The 14,940-nt window shown below is 71.2% G+C and carries 13 protein-coding genes; 6 read left to right on the top strand and 7 right to left on the bottom strand.

Annotation, left to right across the window (positions count from 1 at the left end; translation table 11 throughout):
- The first annotated feature begins 44 nt into the window (after nt 1-44).
- The 3 genes from ABH935_RS38850 to ABH935_RS38840 all read left to right on the top strand — a co-directional run bounded on the left by ABH935_RS38850 (nt 45) and on the right by ABH935_RS38840 (nt 2,865).
- On the top strand, nt 45-1,220 hold the full coding sequence (locus ABH935_RS38850; protein ID WP_370382977.1) for an alkane 1-monooxygenase: 1,176 nt from the start codon (nt 45-47) through the stop codon (nt 1,218-1,220).
- Between the two features lie 165 nt (nt 1,221-1,385).
- Nucleotides 1,386-2,507, top strand: a complete 1,122-nt coding sequence (locus tag ABH935_RS38845) for an alpha/beta hydrolase family protein (protein ID WP_370382976.1) — start codon at nt 1,386-1,388, stop codon at nt 2,505-2,507.
- 79 nt (nt 2,508-2,586) lie between these two features.
- Complete coding sequence (locus tag ABH935_RS38840; RefSeq protein ID WP_370382975.1) at nt 2,587-2,865, top strand: hypothetical protein; 279 nt, start codon at nt 2,587-2,589, stop codon at nt 2,863-2,865.
- 29 nt (nt 2,866-2,894) lie between these two features.
- On the opposite strand, the gene ABH935_RS38835 is transcribed toward ABH935_RS38840, so the two are convergent.
- Genes ABH935_RS38835 through ABH935_RS38810 form a run of 6 tightly spaced genes read right to left on the bottom strand, consistent with a single transcriptional unit; the run spans nt 2,895 to nt 7,921 of the window.
- A complete protein-coding gene (locus ABH935_RS38835; RefSeq protein ID WP_370382974.1) occupies nt 2,895-3,887 on the bottom strand; it encodes a helix-turn-helix transcriptional regulator in 993 nt (330 codons plus the stop codon).
- Nucleotides 3,888-3,923: 36 nt separating this feature from the next.
- On the bottom strand, nt 3,924-4,511 hold the full coding sequence (locus ABH935_RS38830; RefSeq protein ID WP_370382973.1) for a GNAT family N-acetyltransferase: 588 nt from the start codon (nt 4,509-4,511) through the stop codon (nt 3,924-3,926).
- A gap of 10 nt (nt 4,512-4,521) precedes the next feature.
- Nucleotides 4,522-5,592, bottom strand: a complete 1,071-nt coding sequence (locus ABH935_RS38825) for an NAD(P)H-dependent flavin oxidoreductase (RefSeq protein WP_370382972.1) — start codon at nt 5,590-5,592, stop codon at nt 4,522-4,524.
- A 6-nt stretch (nt 5,593-5,598) separates the two neighbouring features.
- Complete coding sequence (locus ABH935_RS38820; protein WP_370382971.1) at nt 5,599-6,369, bottom strand: CoA-transferase subunit beta; 771 nt, start codon at nt 6,367-6,369, stop codon at nt 5,599-5,601.
- Nucleotides 6,366-7,151, bottom strand: a complete 786-nt coding sequence (locus ABH935_RS38815) for a CoA transferase subunit A (RefSeq protein WP_370383006.1) — start codon at nt 7,149-7,151, stop codon at nt 6,366-6,368. Before ABH935_RS38815 ends, ABH935_RS38820 begins: the two co-directional genes overlap by 4 nt.
- Nucleotides 7,152-7,153: 2 nt before the next feature.
- The gene (locus ABH935_RS38810) at nt 7,154-7,921 is read right to left on the bottom strand and encodes an enoyl-CoA hydratase family protein (protein WP_370382970.1); all 768 of its coding nucleotides are present in this window, start codon (nt 7,919-7,921) and stop codon (nt 7,154-7,156) included.
- Between the two features lie 157 nt (nt 7,922-8,078).
- Between ABH935_RS38810 and ABH935_RS38805 the strand changes: the two genes are divergently transcribed.
- The 3 genes from ABH935_RS38805 (at nt 8,079) to ABH935_RS38795 (ending at nt 11,265) form a co-directional block, all read left to right on the top strand.
- Nucleotides 8,079-9,173 (top strand): hypothetical protein, encoded by a 1,095-nt coding sequence (locus ABH935_RS38805; protein ID WP_370382969.1) that lies wholly within the window; start codon nt 8,079-8,081, stop codon nt 9,171-9,173.
- 159 nt (nt 9,174-9,332) lie between these two features.
- Nucleotides 9,333-10,340, top strand: coding sequence for an ATP-binding cassette domain-containing protein (locus ABH935_RS38800; protein WP_370382968.1), 1,008 nt, complete (start codon nt 9,333-9,335; stop codon nt 10,338-10,340).
- 115 nt (nt 10,341-10,455) lie between these two features.
- Nucleotides 10,456-11,265, top strand: coding sequence for an ABC transporter permease (locus ABH935_RS38795; protein WP_370382967.1), 810 nt, complete (start codon nt 10,456-10,458; stop codon nt 11,263-11,265).
- On the opposite strand, the gene ABH935_RS38790 is transcribed toward ABH935_RS38795, so the two are convergent.
- Complete coding sequence (locus ABH935_RS38790) at nt 11,247-14,648, bottom strand: BTAD domain-containing putative transcriptional regulator (protein ID WP_370382966.1); 3,402 nt, start codon at nt 14,646-14,648, stop codon at nt 11,247-11,249. The two genes, ABH935_RS38795 and ABH935_RS38790, sit on opposite strands and share 19 nt — an antisense overlap.
- Nucleotides 14,649-14,940 lie beyond the last annotated feature (292 nt).

Genomic DNA, 14,940 nt, shown 5'->3' with positions numbered 1-14,940 from the left:
GTGGATTCCCCCGAAAGCATGCTGAGCAGCGGGAGGCTGTGGCTATGTCGGCGTCGACCCTCGGTTCCACCGGCCTGCGACCGGAGACGCAGGCCTGGCAGGACGGCAAACGGTACCTGTGGCCGCTGGCCCTGGTAGTGCCGATCCTCCCCTACGTCGGCTACGGCCTGTGGCACCGCTTCGACAACGCACTGGCCTGGTACCTCACGCCGTTCCTGGTGTACGTGGTGGTGCCCGTCGGCGACTGGCTGATCGGCGAGGACGCCGGCAACCCGCCGGTCGAACGCGAGGCGCAGCTGCAGTCGGCCTGGTACTACCGGGTGCTCACGTTCCTGTACCTGCCACTGCAATTCGGGTCGCTGGTGCTCGGCGCGTGGGCCTGGAGCCAGCCGCACGTGAACCTGGCGTCGAAGGTCGGCATCGTCGTCACGGTCGGCATCGTGACCGGCATCGCCATCAACACCGCGCACGAACTCGGGCACAAGCGCGAGGAAGTGGAGCGCTGGCTGTCGAAGATCGCGCTGGCGCCGTCCGGCTACGGCCACTTCTACGTCGAGCACAACCGCGGGCACCACGTGCGGGTCGCGACGCCCGAGGACCCGGCCTCGGCGCGGCTGGGGGAGTCGTTCTACCAGTTCTGGCCGCGGACCGTGTGGGGCTCGCTGAAGTCGGCGTGGTCGCTGGAGACGAAGAAGCACCGGCTGCGCAAGCGGTCGCCGTGGACGCTGCGGAACGACGTGCTGAACGCGTGGCTGATGACGGTGCTGCTGTTCGCGGCGCTGACGGCGTGGCTCGGGGTCGGCGTGCTGCCGTTCCTGCTGCTGCAGATGGTGTTCGGGTTCTCGCTGCTGGAGATCGTGAACTACCTGGAGCACTACGGCCTGCTGCGTCAGCGTACTGAGAGCGGGCGCTACGAGAAGGTCGAGCCGGTGCACAGCTGGAACAGCGACCGGCTGTCGACGAACGTGTTCCTGTACCAGCTCCAGCGGCACAGCGACCACCACGCGTACCCGAACCGGCGGTACCAGGTGCTGCGGTCGTTCGACGAGGCGCCGCAGCTGCCCGGCGGCTACGCGACGATGATCGTGGTGGCGTTGTTCCCGCCGGTGTGGCGCAGGGTGATGGACCAGCGGGTGCTGGACCACTACGAGGGCGACGCGTTGCGGGCGAATCTGACGCCGAAGCTGCGGGCGAAGTACGAGGCCGCGGCGCGCGGCTGAGGCTGCGCTTGGGTTTCGAAGCCCGGGACTGGTTGCTGACCGGTCCCGGGCTTCTTCGTGTCCGCGGGTCGCCGGGGTTCGGTTGACGGGCTCATTGTTCTAGTAGTTCTATAGCAATGGGAATTATGGAGCCTGATTCAGGCCCGACCTGTTGGGGGAACTCTCATGCCTGGAACCCGTGGAGTCCGTGGAGCGCGCGGTGTCGCGGCGGCCACGGCGGCCGTGGCCCTTGTGGCCGTATCGGCGCCGGGTGCTTCGGCTTCGGCGGCGGACTGCCGGCCGTCCGCGTCGTACGACCTGACTTTCACCAGCGCCGGCGACACGCTCCCGGCGACGTTCTTGCCCGCCGCGAGCCACGACGGCGGCCGGCACGCCGGTGCGGCGGCCCTGATCATCTCCGGAAGCGGCCCGACGGACCGCGACGGCGACGATCCGCAATACCCGCACCTGGACACGAATCTGAACTTCGCCAAGGCGTTGGCGTCCGCCGGTGTCTCCTCGCTGCGCTACGACAAGCTCGGCTCCGGCACGGCCGGCCTCGGCGGACCCGGCCACCACCCCGGCGGCGCGGGCATCGACTTCAACCTCTTCACGCAGGAAGCGCTCGACGCCTACCGCACCATGGCCTCGCAGCCCGGGGTGGACCCGCACCGCCTGGTGATCGTCGGGCACAGCGAGGGCGGTCTGTTCGCGCTGTTGCTGGCGAACGAGCTGAAGGGGACTCCGCTGGCACCGCGCGCCGTCGTCCTCGCGGCCCCGCTGAGCGAGCGCTACCTGGATCTGCTCGCGACGCAGTTGACCGAGGCGTATCAGAAGGCTGCCGCGTCAGGCGCGATCACGGCGGCTGCGGCGGCGCACTACATCCAGCAAATGCACGACGCCTTCGCCTCGATCCGCGCCGGCCACGGCGTCCCGTCCGGCCTGGACGACCCCTCGCTGAAGGCGCTGCTGAGTCCGATCAACGCCACCTTCCTCTACCAGGCCGACAAGTACGACCCGGCGCGACTGGCGCGCTCGCTCGGCGACGACTTCCCGGTGCTCGTGCTCCACGGCGCGAAGGACGTCCAGGTGACCGGCGCGGAGGTCGCGCGCGTCGCCGGCGCCCTGCGCGACGACGAGGACGCCTGGGACGTCGACATCCCGAACGCCGACCATCTGTTCAAGATCGTGAAGGGCGTCCCCGACCCGGCCGTGGATTACCCGAACGCGAACCGGAAGTTCGCGCCGGAGGTCGCAGCGGTGGTGCGGGCGTTCGTTCGGGAGATGGTGGGCGCCACCGCCGCTTGACCGCTTCGCCGCAGCGTGTTGGTATGGCAGGCGCAGGGATGCCGACGCTCAAGCTTTCCGAAGCCAGGGGTGGTTTCCTTTGCGTGTCCCGAAGTCAGTGCGGCGCCGCTTCACATTCGGCGTCCTGCTCGTCTCCGCCATGATCTTGGTGGCGGCGCCGGTGGGGGCGGCCGCGGCGGTGGTCGCGGCGCGGGTCGCGGACGCCTACCAGGTCTCGGAGCCCGTTGACACCTCCCCGGCGTGTCCGCCGCCGAGCGCCACGGACGACAACGAGTGGTGGATCGACGACACCGTCCTCAGCTCGGCCGACCCGTTCTATACCGCCCGGGACTCTCAGAGCACTGACACTGCCCCGTAGATCCGCGCGGTATTCGCGGCGCACTCGTCCTACCCGCCGCTCCCATACATCCGAGCCAGCCCCGCGGCAGTCTCCGCGATCCGCTCCCGCAGATCCGTCGGTGCCAGCACCTCGACCCCGGCGCCCAGCGCCAGGAACTGCCCGTGCGCGTGCGTCAGGGACTCGATCGGCACCGTCGCCTTCACCCACCCCGCGCGTTCGCAGTCGTCCTCGGCGCTGACGTTCACCGCGTTCACCACGTCCGCGGCCATCACCTCCTCCAGCCGCTGCCGGCCCTCCGGCGAGAGCCGGATCATCGCCTCGCCCTGGATCAGCCGGGTCCGGAACTCCGCGACCTGCCGGGACCAGTACCCGCCGAGGTCGAAGTCGGCTGGGCGCTCGAAGCGCGAGTCCTCGTCCTCCAGCGTGATCAGCTCAAGGATCTGATTCACCCGGTACGTGTTGACCCGCCCCGCCGACTCCGCGACCGTGTACCACTTCCCGGTCTTCAGCACGATGCCGTACGGCGCGAGCGTCCGCTCGACCTCCGGCGGCTCCGTCCACCGCCGATACAGGACCCTGATCCGACGCTGGTTCCACACGGCCTCGGCGACCGCCGGCAGGAACGGGCTGGTGTCCCCGTCGTCGTACCAGCCGGGCGCGTCGAGCAGGAAGCGCTCCTGGATGCGGCCGCTGCGGTCGGCCAGCTCCGGCGGCAGCGCGGCCTTCACCTTCAGCTGCGCGGCGGCCATCACCGAGCCCAGCCCGAGCTCGGCCGCCGGTCCCGGCAGCGCGGCCAGGAACATGGCCTGCGCCTCGTCCGCCGACAGGCCGGTCAGGCGGGTGCGGTAGCCGGCGAGCAGCTGGTAGCCGCCGGCCGGGCCGGCGTCGCCGTAGAGCGGGATGCCGGCCTCGTGCAGCGACTCGACGTCCCGGTAGATGGTGCGGACCGAGACCTCCAGCTCGTCGGCGAGTTGCTGGGCCGTCATCCGTCCCCGGGTCTGCAACAGCAGGAGCAGGGAGACGAGTCGAGACGCGCGCATGGCTGGATTATCCGTCCGGCCGCCGACAGATTCGCGCTACGCGGTGAACCCGGTGGTCACCCGGGTCCCGCGGGCACCCGCGCGCGCCTCCTCGAACTCCGCTCGGACGATCGCGTAGGAGACCATGTCGTTGTACTTGCCCTCGCGGAAGTGGCAGCCGCGGATGATCCCCTCGCGCAGCAGCCCGGCCTTCTCCAAGGACCGCTGCTCGGCGATGTTCTCCACGTCAGTCGACGCCTCGACCCGGTTCACTGTCGTGAAGTCGAACAAGTATGCGACGAGCAGTCGCTGCGCCTCGGCGCCGTGGCCCTTGCCCCGGGCCGACGGGATCAGCCCGATCCCGAAGTTGACCGCCGGCGCCGGGATCGGACCGTAGTTCTCCGGGTGCCAGCTCACGTCCCCGATGAACTCGCCCTCCGCCTCGACCGCGAGCCGGCCGCTCAGGTCGCCCCACTTCGGGTGCGCTTCGCCGGATTCCACGAGCCGCCGCAGCCGGCCCGGCGCGTTGAACCCGTAGAAGCTGAACCGGTCGTCCGGCGTCGGCGGGTTGGCCTCGATGATCGTGCAGTCGTCGAGGGTGAAAGGGCGCAGGCGGACCGTGGTCGCGGAGGTGTCGTAAGCCATAGCCCTCAAGCTAGCCCACTACTGACGCCGCCGCGCCGGCCAAGGCCGCCACCGCCTCGGCGACGATCCGGTCGAGCAGCTCCTCGCAGCTCGGCAGGTCCTCGATCAGCCCGACGACCTGGCCGGACGACAGCACCCCGGCCGCCGGATCGCCGCGCACCAGTCCGGCCTTCAACAGCATCGGGGTGTTCGCGGCCATCACGACCTGTCCCAGGCGCAGGCCGTAGTGCTTGCGCATGGCCAGGCCGTCCTTGGTCATCGCGCGCAGGGACATGCCTGTCATCTTCTTGAAGGCCAGGCCGTTGCGTGCCGACCGTACGAGCGAACCGACCCGGCCCGAGCGCTCGATCTGCTCCACCAGCCCGGTCCGCAGCACCCGGTGCGGCACGCCGTCGATCTTCGGCGTCGCGACGGTCCCGTTCACGTCCGCCGCCAGATACAGCGCCTTCACGGCCTCGGGGACGCGCGAGTCCGACGTCAGCAGGAACCGCGTCCCCATCGCCACGCCCTCGGCCCCGTACGCCAGCGCCGCCGCCAGCCCGCGGCCGTCGAAGAACCCGCCGGCGGCCAGCACCGGGATGTCCACGGCCGCCGTGATCTGCGGCAGCAGCAGGCTGGTCGCGACGCCGCCGGTGTGCCCGCCGCCCTCGCCGCCCTGCACCACCACCGCGTCCACGCCCCACGCCGCGACCTTCTCGGCATGCCGCTTCGCCCCGATCGACGGCACCACGACGGTCCCGGCGTCCTTCAGCTTCGCGATCAGCTCCCGCTTCGGCGCCAGCGCGAAGGACGCGACCCGCACACCCTGCTTGATCAGCAGGTCCACGCGCTCGCCGGCGTCGGCGGCGTCAGCCCTCAGATTCACCCCGAAGGGCGCATCAGTACGCTCCTTCACCTCGCGGATCGCCGCGGCCAACTCGTCGTAGGACATCGTCGCCGAGGCCAGGATCCCCAGCGCCCCGGCCTTCGCCGTCGCGGTCACCAGGTGTGGACCGGCGACCCAGCCCATGCCGGTCTGCACGATCGGGTGCCGGACGCCCACGAGCTCCGTCCATCGGGTGCGGATCCGCTGCTCCAGCATGCGCGGTCATCGCCTTCCGGTTCTCGCGGAGGGGACTTCGCGCTCGCGGGTGTTCTCGGGATCCAGGACCTCGCGGATCAGCCGCAGCGCCTCGGCGTCCGGCTCCGGGGTGGCCTCTATCCGCCCCCGGTCGGTCCCGATCAGGACGAAGCCGGTCGCGTCGACCACCTCGTCGATCGTGACGCCGGGATGGATCGAGCGGACGCGCATCCGGTGGTCCGGGGTCTGGAAGTCGAAGACCGCCAGGTTCGTCACCACCCGGCGCAGCTCGTGGAACCGCGCCGGGTGCCCCACGCCGCGAGCGCGGTCGTATCCGAGCCCTGAGACGACGTCCACCTTCTCCACGAACACCTTCGGGGAGTGGTTGGCGATCCAGTAGCTCGTCGGGTGGTTCACGGTGTTGCCCGGCGCGCCGCGCACGCCGATCAGCTGCACCTTCGGCTGGGCGAAGTCGGTGCCGATCGCGGAGATGTTCTGGTTGCCGAACTTGTCCAGCTGGCTGGCGCCCATCATCACGTGGCGCGAGCCGTGCCACACGAAGTCGAACAGTTGGCGGTAGGGGATGTGCGCCTCGACGTGCGAATCAGTGCCCGTGGGGTCGGTCAGGTAGTTCGCGTCGCCGTCGGAGAGCATCAGGCCGGGGGCGAAGGTCAGCTTGGCCAGGCGGGCGCCGAGGGCCGGGATCAGGCCCATCGGGGAGGCGATGATCTCGCCGTCGCCGCGCCAGGCTTCGGCGCAGGCGGCCACACAGATGTCGGCACGCGTCACGTCGCTCATCGGCTCGCCTCCACGAAGACGTCGCCGGTCGCGTACGCCTTCTGCGCCGCCTCGTCGCGGCCGTAGTCCGGGACGCAGCTGGTGAAGCCCGCGCCGCCGGGGGCCTCGACCACTCCGTCCACCATCATCCGATTGATCTTCAACGATTGTGGCGGCCCGGCGGCCAGCAGCTCGGCGGTGTCGACGATGCGCTCGCACGAGACGTAGCGCTTCTTGGCCGCCAGACAGTACAGGTCGTCGAAGTAGATGTCAGGGCCCAGATACTGGGTGTTGCCGTACATGTCGGCGCGGTTCAGGTGGACCAGGGCGGCGTCCAGGTGGATCGCGGGCATCGCGAGGAGCTTCTCCCCGTCGTCGTAGGGCGAGTCGACGGTCCGCAGTTCGCGGTTGTTGCGCATGACGTCGGTGCCGAGGCCGGCGCGGGTGGGCAGGAACGGCAGGCGGAGCGCGGCGGCGTACAGGCCCCACTGGAGCGCGCCTTCGTCGAACTCTGATACTTCGATCCTGCCTTCCTGGCGGGCTTTGCGGAAGTGCGGGTCCAGGGCGATGGTGTCCAGGGACACGAAGCCGTAGACCGCTTTGCGCACCTTGCCGGTCGCGCAGAGCATTCCGACGTCCGGCCCGCCGTAGGACACGACGGTCAGGTCCTTCAGGCTGGACTTGGCGATCGCGGTCACCAGGGCCATCGGTTTGCGCCGCGAGCCCCAGCCGCCGATACCGACGACATCGCCGTCGCGCAGTTCGGCGACCACGTCGTCGACGGTCATCCGCTTGTCGCGCATGCTCACGCCTTGCCTTCCTTCTCGGCCACGAACTTGTCGCGTTCCTCGTCGGCCACCCCGGCCAGGTTGATCTCGAAGGTGAAGCCCTGTTCGAAGCGGTAGGAGCGCTTGACGTCGACCGGGTCGATCCCGTTCAGCGCGGCCTTGGCGGCCCGGATCACCGCCGGGTGCTTGGCGGCGATCTCGGCGGCCAGTTCCAGGGCCGTCTCGTGCAGCTTCTCGCGCGGGACCACGTCCCAGACCGAGCCGAACTCCAGCAGCCGCTGCGCCGAGACCGTGCGCGCCGTGTAATACATGGTCCGCAGGTAGTGCTGCGGGACGAGCCGCCCCAGATGCGTGGCCGCGCCGAGCGCGCCCCGATCCACCTCCGGGAGCCCGAAGTAGGCGTCGTCGCTGGCCACGATGCTGTCCGCGTTGCCCACCAGCCCGATCCCGCCGCCCACGCAGAACCCCGCGACCTCGGCGATCACCGGCACCGGGCAGTCGTAGACGGCGGCGAACGCGGCCGCGCAGCCGGCGTTGGCGCCCAGCAGCGCGTCGAAGCCGGGGGTGTTCTGCATCTCCTTGATGTCCACGCCGGCATTGAAACCGCGGCCCTCGGCGCGCAGGATGACTACTCGGGTCTCAGGGTCCTGACCGGCGGCGCGCACGGCCTCGGCGAGCGCGAACCAGCCGGCCACCGGCAGTGCGTTGACCGGCGGCTGGTCGACCGTGACGGTGACGACGCCGCGGTGTGCCGCGCCGGGTTCGCTGGTGCAGGTGATGGCCAAGGCGGCCTCCCGGGTCCGAGGGTGCGGTGGAGCAACCTAGCATTTGCTTGGGATCCTAGCGGTCGCTCGGAGGGGTGACCAGAGCGGCGGGAAACACGGACGTGACCGACAGTGGCCCTTGTAGGGAACAGGACCGCGACTGATCGGAGCGCTCACGATGTCCCAGGACGACCAGCGCGACCAGGTGAACCGCGACCAGCCGCACGAGGCGCCGGGCGAGGCGGCCGCTGCTCGGGACTCGGGCACGAGCCAGAGTGCGGGAAGCGGGAGTGTCGCCGGCGCGGTCGGTGAGCCGGTTGGCGGCGCCGCCGCGAGTGGCACCTCTGCGGCAGAAGCTGTTGGCGCGGATACTTTGGCTGGTGCTGGTGCTGGTGCTGGTGCTGGTGCCGCGGTCACCGAATCAGTTGCCACCACCGAGGCCCCTCACCACGCCGGCACCCCCCGCCGCGAGTTCCACGACCCCGGCGAAGGCGCGCCGCGCTACGCCGCCGCCCCCGAAGAGGCGCCGCGTTCCGGCTCCGAGCAGTCCTGGAGCGCCGAGCCGAACCCCGGCTACCAGCGCGATCCGGCCATCGACTACTCCGGGAAGCGCGTCCTGACCGGCACGCTGATCGGCGCGCTGCTGATCGCCGCGTTCGTCAGCTACGGAGCCCGCATCCTCACCAACCGGTCCGACAACGGCAACGGTTCGGCGCCGTGGACCGCGGCCGTCGAGAAGGACGGTGCGGTGGTCAACGGGATCAACGCGCAGGGCAACGGCTCGCCGCACGAGATCCCGGTGCAGGCCGACCTCACCACCGGAACCACCGGCGCCACCACCTCCGGCGTGTACACCGCGGCGATCGCCTCGTGCCGGACCGCGACGTCCATCACCCTGCCGGTGACCACCCAGACCGGCACGGCCGCCGCCATCGGCACCTGGTCGGCGCAGGCCACCGCGAGCGTGAACAAGCTGCGCGCCGACGCCGCCGCGCTGCAGAGCGCCCTCAACCTCGGGCACACCGACGCTGTCGCGAGCGCGGCGAACACGCTGTGCCTGGCGTACCCGGGCATCGCCGCCGTGCCGCCGATGCCGGACGCGGCCGGCTCCCAGGCGTGGTCGTCGGCCGCGAGCGCGTTCGCCACCGCGGCGACCGAGTCGCTGCGCGGCGCCAGCGGCAACCCGGACGCCCTGTCCGCCGCCTTCGACAACCTGGCGCAGGGCAACAAGCAGCTGGACGCGCTGTCCGCGCGGATCATGTCCGCGGCCTGACGTCTTCTGCTCTGAGCTGCGCGTTCCCCCTCCCTCGACAGCCGCTGACGGATCCACGTCAGCGGCTGTCAGCCGCTGTCAGCGCCGTGTGCGTGAGCTATCAGCGGCCTGCTCGATGCTCGTAGTCGTAACGATGACGACAACGAGGGGAACAGGTCGATGACCACCTACGCGATCGAGGCCGAGGGTCTGCAGAAGTCCTTCGGCGAGACGAAGGCGCTCAAGGGCGTCGACCTGTACGCCAAGCCCGGCACGGTGCACGCGGTCCTGGGCCCGAACGGCGCCGGCAAGACCACCAGCGTCCGGATCCTGGCCACGCTGATCAAGGCCGACGCCGGCACCGCCCGCATCGGCGGCTACGACGTCGCCAAGCAGGCCGAGAAGGTCCGCGCCACGATCGGCCTGACCGGCCAGTACGCCTCGGTCGACGAGGACCTGACGGGCCTGGAGAACATGGAGCTGATCGGCCGGCTGCTGGACCTGTCCAAGCGCGACGCCCGGGCCCGCGCCGCCGAACTCCTGGAGTGGTTCGACCTCACCGAGGCCGCCAAGCGCCCGGCCAAGACCTACTCCGGCGGCATGCGCCGGCGCCTGGACCTGGCCGCCTCGCTGGTCGGCCGGCCCTCGGTGATCTTCCTGGACGAGCCCACCACCGGCCTGGACCCGGCCAAGCGCGAGGACATGTGGGACGTGGTGCGCCGGCTGGTCGGCGAGGGCTCCACGGTGCTGCTCACCACGCAGTACCTGGAGGAGGCCGACGCGCTGGCCGACGAGGTGACGGTGATCGACCGCGGCCAGGTGATCGCGCACGACACCCCGCTGGGCCTCAAGCGAGTGGTCGGCGGCCAGACGCTGACCGTGCAGCCGCTGGACCCGGCGCGCCTGGCCGAGGCCGCGGCGCTGCTGCAGCAGGTGTCCGGGAACAAGGCCGAGTCGCCGCGCACCGGCGTGGTGTCGGTGCCGGTGGTGGACGACGCCGCCCTGACCGAGGTGGTGGCCCGGCTGTCGGCGGCCGGGATCGGCGTGACCGAGCTGTCGCTGCACCTGCCGAGCCTGGACGAGGTGTTCTTCTCGCTGGTCGGACGGCGGGTCGGTGACGACCGTCCGGTGGCTCCGGCGCGGGGCGCGCGCGAGGACGCCGAGTCGGGTGCGCCGGTCGGGGTCTGACCGCCGCCCGACGACAGCCTGCGCCGCCGCGCCACCGCAGCATCAACCCGCCGCGGCATCACACCGCCGCACCGGCACATCAGAACCCATACATACTTCTCCGAGGGGACTCACCATGACCACCGCTACCGTCGTGCCCGTGGGCGCCGCGACCGCCAGCACCAAGCCGTTCAAGACCATCCGGCACAGCGCCGCACTCGCCAAGCGCAGCCTGATCAAGACCCTGCGCACCCCGGAAGCCCTGCTGGACGTGACACTCCAGCCGGTGATCTTCCTGCTGCTGTTCACCTACGTCTTCGGCGGCGCGATCGCCGGCTCGCAGAAGATCTACCTGCAGTACCTGCTGCCCGGCATCCTGGCGCAGACCATCGCGATGAGCGCCACGGCGATCGGCGTGAACATGAACACCGACATCTCCAAGGGCGTGTTCGACCGCTTCCGATCACTGCCGATCGCCAGGTCGGCCCCGCTGGTCGGCGCGGTCCTCGCGGACTTCGTCCGGTACGCGCTGGTCGCCGTCATCACCCTGACCGTCGGCTACGCCATGGGCTTCCGGATCCAGACCAACCCGCTGGAGGCCGGCGCCGCTCTGCTCGTGGCCGTCGCCTTCGCGCTGGCGATGAGCTGGGTGTCGGTGTTCATCGGGATGGTGGCCCGCACCCCGGGCGCGGTGCAGGGGATCATGATCCTGGTGGTGCTCCCGCTGAGCTTCGGCAGCAACACCTTCGTGAAGACCAACACACTGCCCGGCTGGATGCAGGGCTTCGTCAACGTCAACCCGATCACCCACCTGGCTGGCGTCTCGCGCTCGCTATTCCTGGGCGGGCCCGTCGCCAACCACATGCTGTGGACGTTCGGCTGGATCGTCGGTCTGACTGCGGTATTCATGCCGCTGGCGCTGCGTGCCTACGGCCGCAAGGTCTGAAGCCCAGCCTTGGGATCAGTCACGACATCCTCCGGCAAGCCCAGCGTGCGCGCGATGAGAACCTGGTTCTCGTCGCGCGCCGCGTTCTTTCCGACGGCATAGCAGGATTCGTAGTCGGGGTGCTCTTTGAGCTTCTTCACCAGCGCCACGCGTTCGCTGTCGCTGTGGTCCTGGGCTCCGACCATGCCCTCGGACGCGCCGAGCAGCCGCATCGCGAGTTCGGTCTGGCCGATGGCGTCCGCGTAGCGGGCGGCGCCGACCGCCATCCGGCCCTGGATCGGGACGTCGCGGGTGATCAGGCCGAACTGGAAGGCCCGGGCCAGCGCCGGGCGCGCGGGCTCGGGCTCGCCGGCGTCCAGGTGCAGCATCGCGGCTCCGGCCTCGCGGAACGCCAGCAGCTGCGGCGGCCCGTTCCAGTTCTCGACGAACTCGGACTCGGCCATCCGCAGGTAGTACCAGGCCCGGTCGCGGTCGCCGGCCTGACGGCTGTGCTCGGCCAGGCCGATCAGGGCCACGAAGCAGCTCATCTGCGATCCGGAGTTCCGCGCCGTTTCCAGGACCTGTTCGAGCAGTTCGCGCGCGTCGTCGGGCCGCCCGAGCCGGCTGAGCAGTTGGGCCTGGCCGATCTGGATCTGCGCGGCGCTGCTGTAGGCGTTGATCTCGCGGATCAGCTCCAGCGCCTGGGTCTGCAGCTCCAGGGCCTGGGTGTCGTCGCCCGCGGTGATCGCCAGCGAGGCCATGCCGTTCAGGCAGGCCGACAGTCCCCAGCGCTCGCCGATCTCTTCGAACAGCGCGCGGGCGCGCTCGAAATCGGCACGCACCGGCTCGCGGATGCCGGCGTTCTCCGCGGCCATGCCGCGCATCAGGTAGAGCATGGCGCGGACCCACGGGTCCGGGTGGTCGAGGTGCTGATCGACCGCGGCTTCCAACCGCTCCCGGTCGTCGGCGAGCATCGGCGCGACGATGGCGGCCAGGGCCAGCAGCGGATGCTCAAAGGTGTCCAGGGCCCCGATCGTCTCGGTGATCTGTCGGGTGAGCTGCGGGATCTCCTCCCACAGATAGTCCTCGAACACGGCCGTGATCCGCTCCATCACGGTGACGATCGCGTGCGCCTCCCTCGACGAGGGCCCGGGCACGTCCAGTGCCACCCGCATCCACGAGCGCCCCTCCCGGTTCTGGTCGCCGAGCGACCAGTACCAGGCCATCGCCGCGGCGATGCGCACGGCGGTGTCGGCGTCCCCGTCGGCGGCGGCGAACCGCAGCGCGGCCAGGATGTTGTCCCGCTCGGCGTTGAGGCGCTTGAGCCACACCATCTGCGAGCCGCGCCGCAGGTGCGGTTCGGCGGTCTCGGTCAGGTCCAGGAAGAACGCGGCGTGCGCGCGCCGGGTGTCGGCCAGCCGGCCGGCCCCGCTGAGCCGGTCCGCGCCGTACTCGCGCAGCGTCTCCAGCATGCGGAAGCGCGGATCCTGTCCGGGTTCGGTCGGCACGGCCTGCAGCAGCGACTTGTCGACGAGCGCCGAGAGCAGGTCGAAGGCGGAGTCGGGATCCAGGCCGGGGGTCACCGCGGCGGCGGCCTCGGCGGTGACCCCGCCGGGGAAGACGGCGAGGCGCTCGGCGAGGTCCCGCTCGTCCTCGGACAGCAGCTCCCAGCTCCACTCCACGACGGCGCGCAGCGTCTGGTGGCGTGGCATGGCCGTGCGGCTACCGCCGGTGAGGAGCCGGAAGCGGTCGCCGAGGCGGCCGGCGATCTGGTGCAGGGGCAGGGTACGCAGGCGGGCCGCGGCCAGTTCGATGGCCAGCGGGAGGCCGTCGAGGCTGCGGCAGACGCGGACGACGTCCGGGAGGGTGTCGGCGTCGACGGCGAAGTCGGGGACGACGGCCGCGGCGCGGTCGGCGAAGAGGCGGACGGCGGGGTAGGCGAGGACGGTGTCGGCGATGGTGAGGGGGTCTGCGGCTGCGTTCGCGCTTCCGCTGGTGCCTGCGCTTCCGTTTCCGCCACTGCTCGTGTTTCCGCCTGCGCTTGCTCTTGCGCCTGTGGCTCCGATCTCCGAATCGCGGATCCGGAGACAGAACTCGTCGAGGCCGTCCGCGTCCGGCAGCGCCAGCGGCGGCACCGGGAACAGGCTCTCACCGTCGATGGTCAGCGGCTCGCGGCTGGTCGCCAGCACGCGCAGCCCCGGGGCGTGGCCCAGCAGCGTCTCGGCGAGGTCGGCGGCGGCGCCGACCAGGTGCTCGCAGTTGTCGAGGATGAGCAGGATCCGCTTCTCGGCCAGCGACTCGATCAGGTGGTCCTCGGCGCTGCGCAGCAGGGCGGCGGCCGCGGCGGGGGAGCCGTTGTTGCTCATCATCCGGCTCTCGCGCGGACCCAGCGCCGACAGCACCGCCTGCGGCACCTCGCCGGGGTCGGTGACCGGCGCGAGCTCGGCGAGCCAGGCGCCGTCGGGGAAGCGTTCCAGGACGCGCTGCGCCGACTCACCGGCCAGCCGGGTCTTGCCGGCGCCGCCCGGGCCGATCAGCGTCACCAGGCGCGAGGCGTCCAGCATCTTGCCGATCCGAGCCACTTCCTCGTCCCGCCCGACGAAGCTGGTCAGCCGGGTCTTGAGATTCGTACGCGGCGCGTGCTCCACCGCGGCCGGCGCCAGCGCGGGATCGCTGCGCAGGACCGCGAGATGAACCTCGGCCAGCTCCTTGGACGGATCGATGCCGAGCTGCTCGGCCAGCGCCCGCCGCACCTGCTCGTAGACGGCCAGCGCGTCCGCCTGCCGCCCCACCGCATACAGGGCCCTGACATGCAGCGCGGCGATGTTCTCGCGCAGCGGGTGCTCGGCGCCGAGCGCTTCGAGCTCGGCCAGCGCCTCGGCGGCCTGCCCCAGCCGCAGCTCGGCGTCCAGCCGGTCGGTCAGCGCGGCGAGCCGCAGCTCGTCCAGGCGCGCGGCCGGCGCCACCGCGAAGGCCGCGTCGGCGACATCGGCCAACGCCGGGCCGCGCCACAGCGCGAGGGCTTCGCGAAGCGTCGCACGCGCGGCAGACGGATCGTCGGCACGCAACGCCTCACGCCCGGAGCGCGAAAGCGACTCAAAGCGCACGGCGTCCACCGACTCCGGCGCGATCGCGAGCCGGTAACCGCCGGGCGCGGCCGCGAGCAGCGCGGGATCCCCGAGCACCTTGCGCACGCGCGAGATCAGCGACTGAAGCGCGTTCGCCGCACCCTCGGGAGGCTCATCGGCCCACAACGCGTCGATGAGCGCCGACACAGTGACCGCACGCCCCGCGTCGAGAGCGAGCCGGGACATCAAGGTCCGCAGACGCGCGCCGCCAAGGGCCACCGGCGCGCCGTCGACGCGGATCTCTAGGGGGCCCAGGATCGATACGGTCAGCGGCACTGGTCCAGTCTGGCATGGGGGCGCGGGCTGGGGCGGCGGTGCGGGCGGCGGTGCCGGGTGCCGGCGGCGGCTGCGGCTCGGCGGCTGCGCTGGCCGGGGCAGGTCGCGGTCGGTCGCGGTCGGTCGCGGTCGGTCGCGGTGCGGCTCGGCTGCTGGGCACGCTTGCAGCGCGCAGGCCTGGTAGGCATCTGGCGCTGGCTCGGGGGGCTGCGTTGGCCGGGCAGGGTGCCCCGGCCGCGGTCGGTTGCGGTGATGGCGGCGCGGCTGCTGGGCAGGCTTTGCGGCGTGCAGG

Origin of the sequence: Catenulispora sp. GAS73, from assembly GCF_041262085.1 — a bacterium.
Taxonomy (GTDB): Bacteria; Actinomycetota; Actinomycetes; order Streptomycetales; family Catenulisporaceae; genus Catenulispora.
This window is presented reverse-complemented; position numbering and strand designations above follow the sequence as displayed.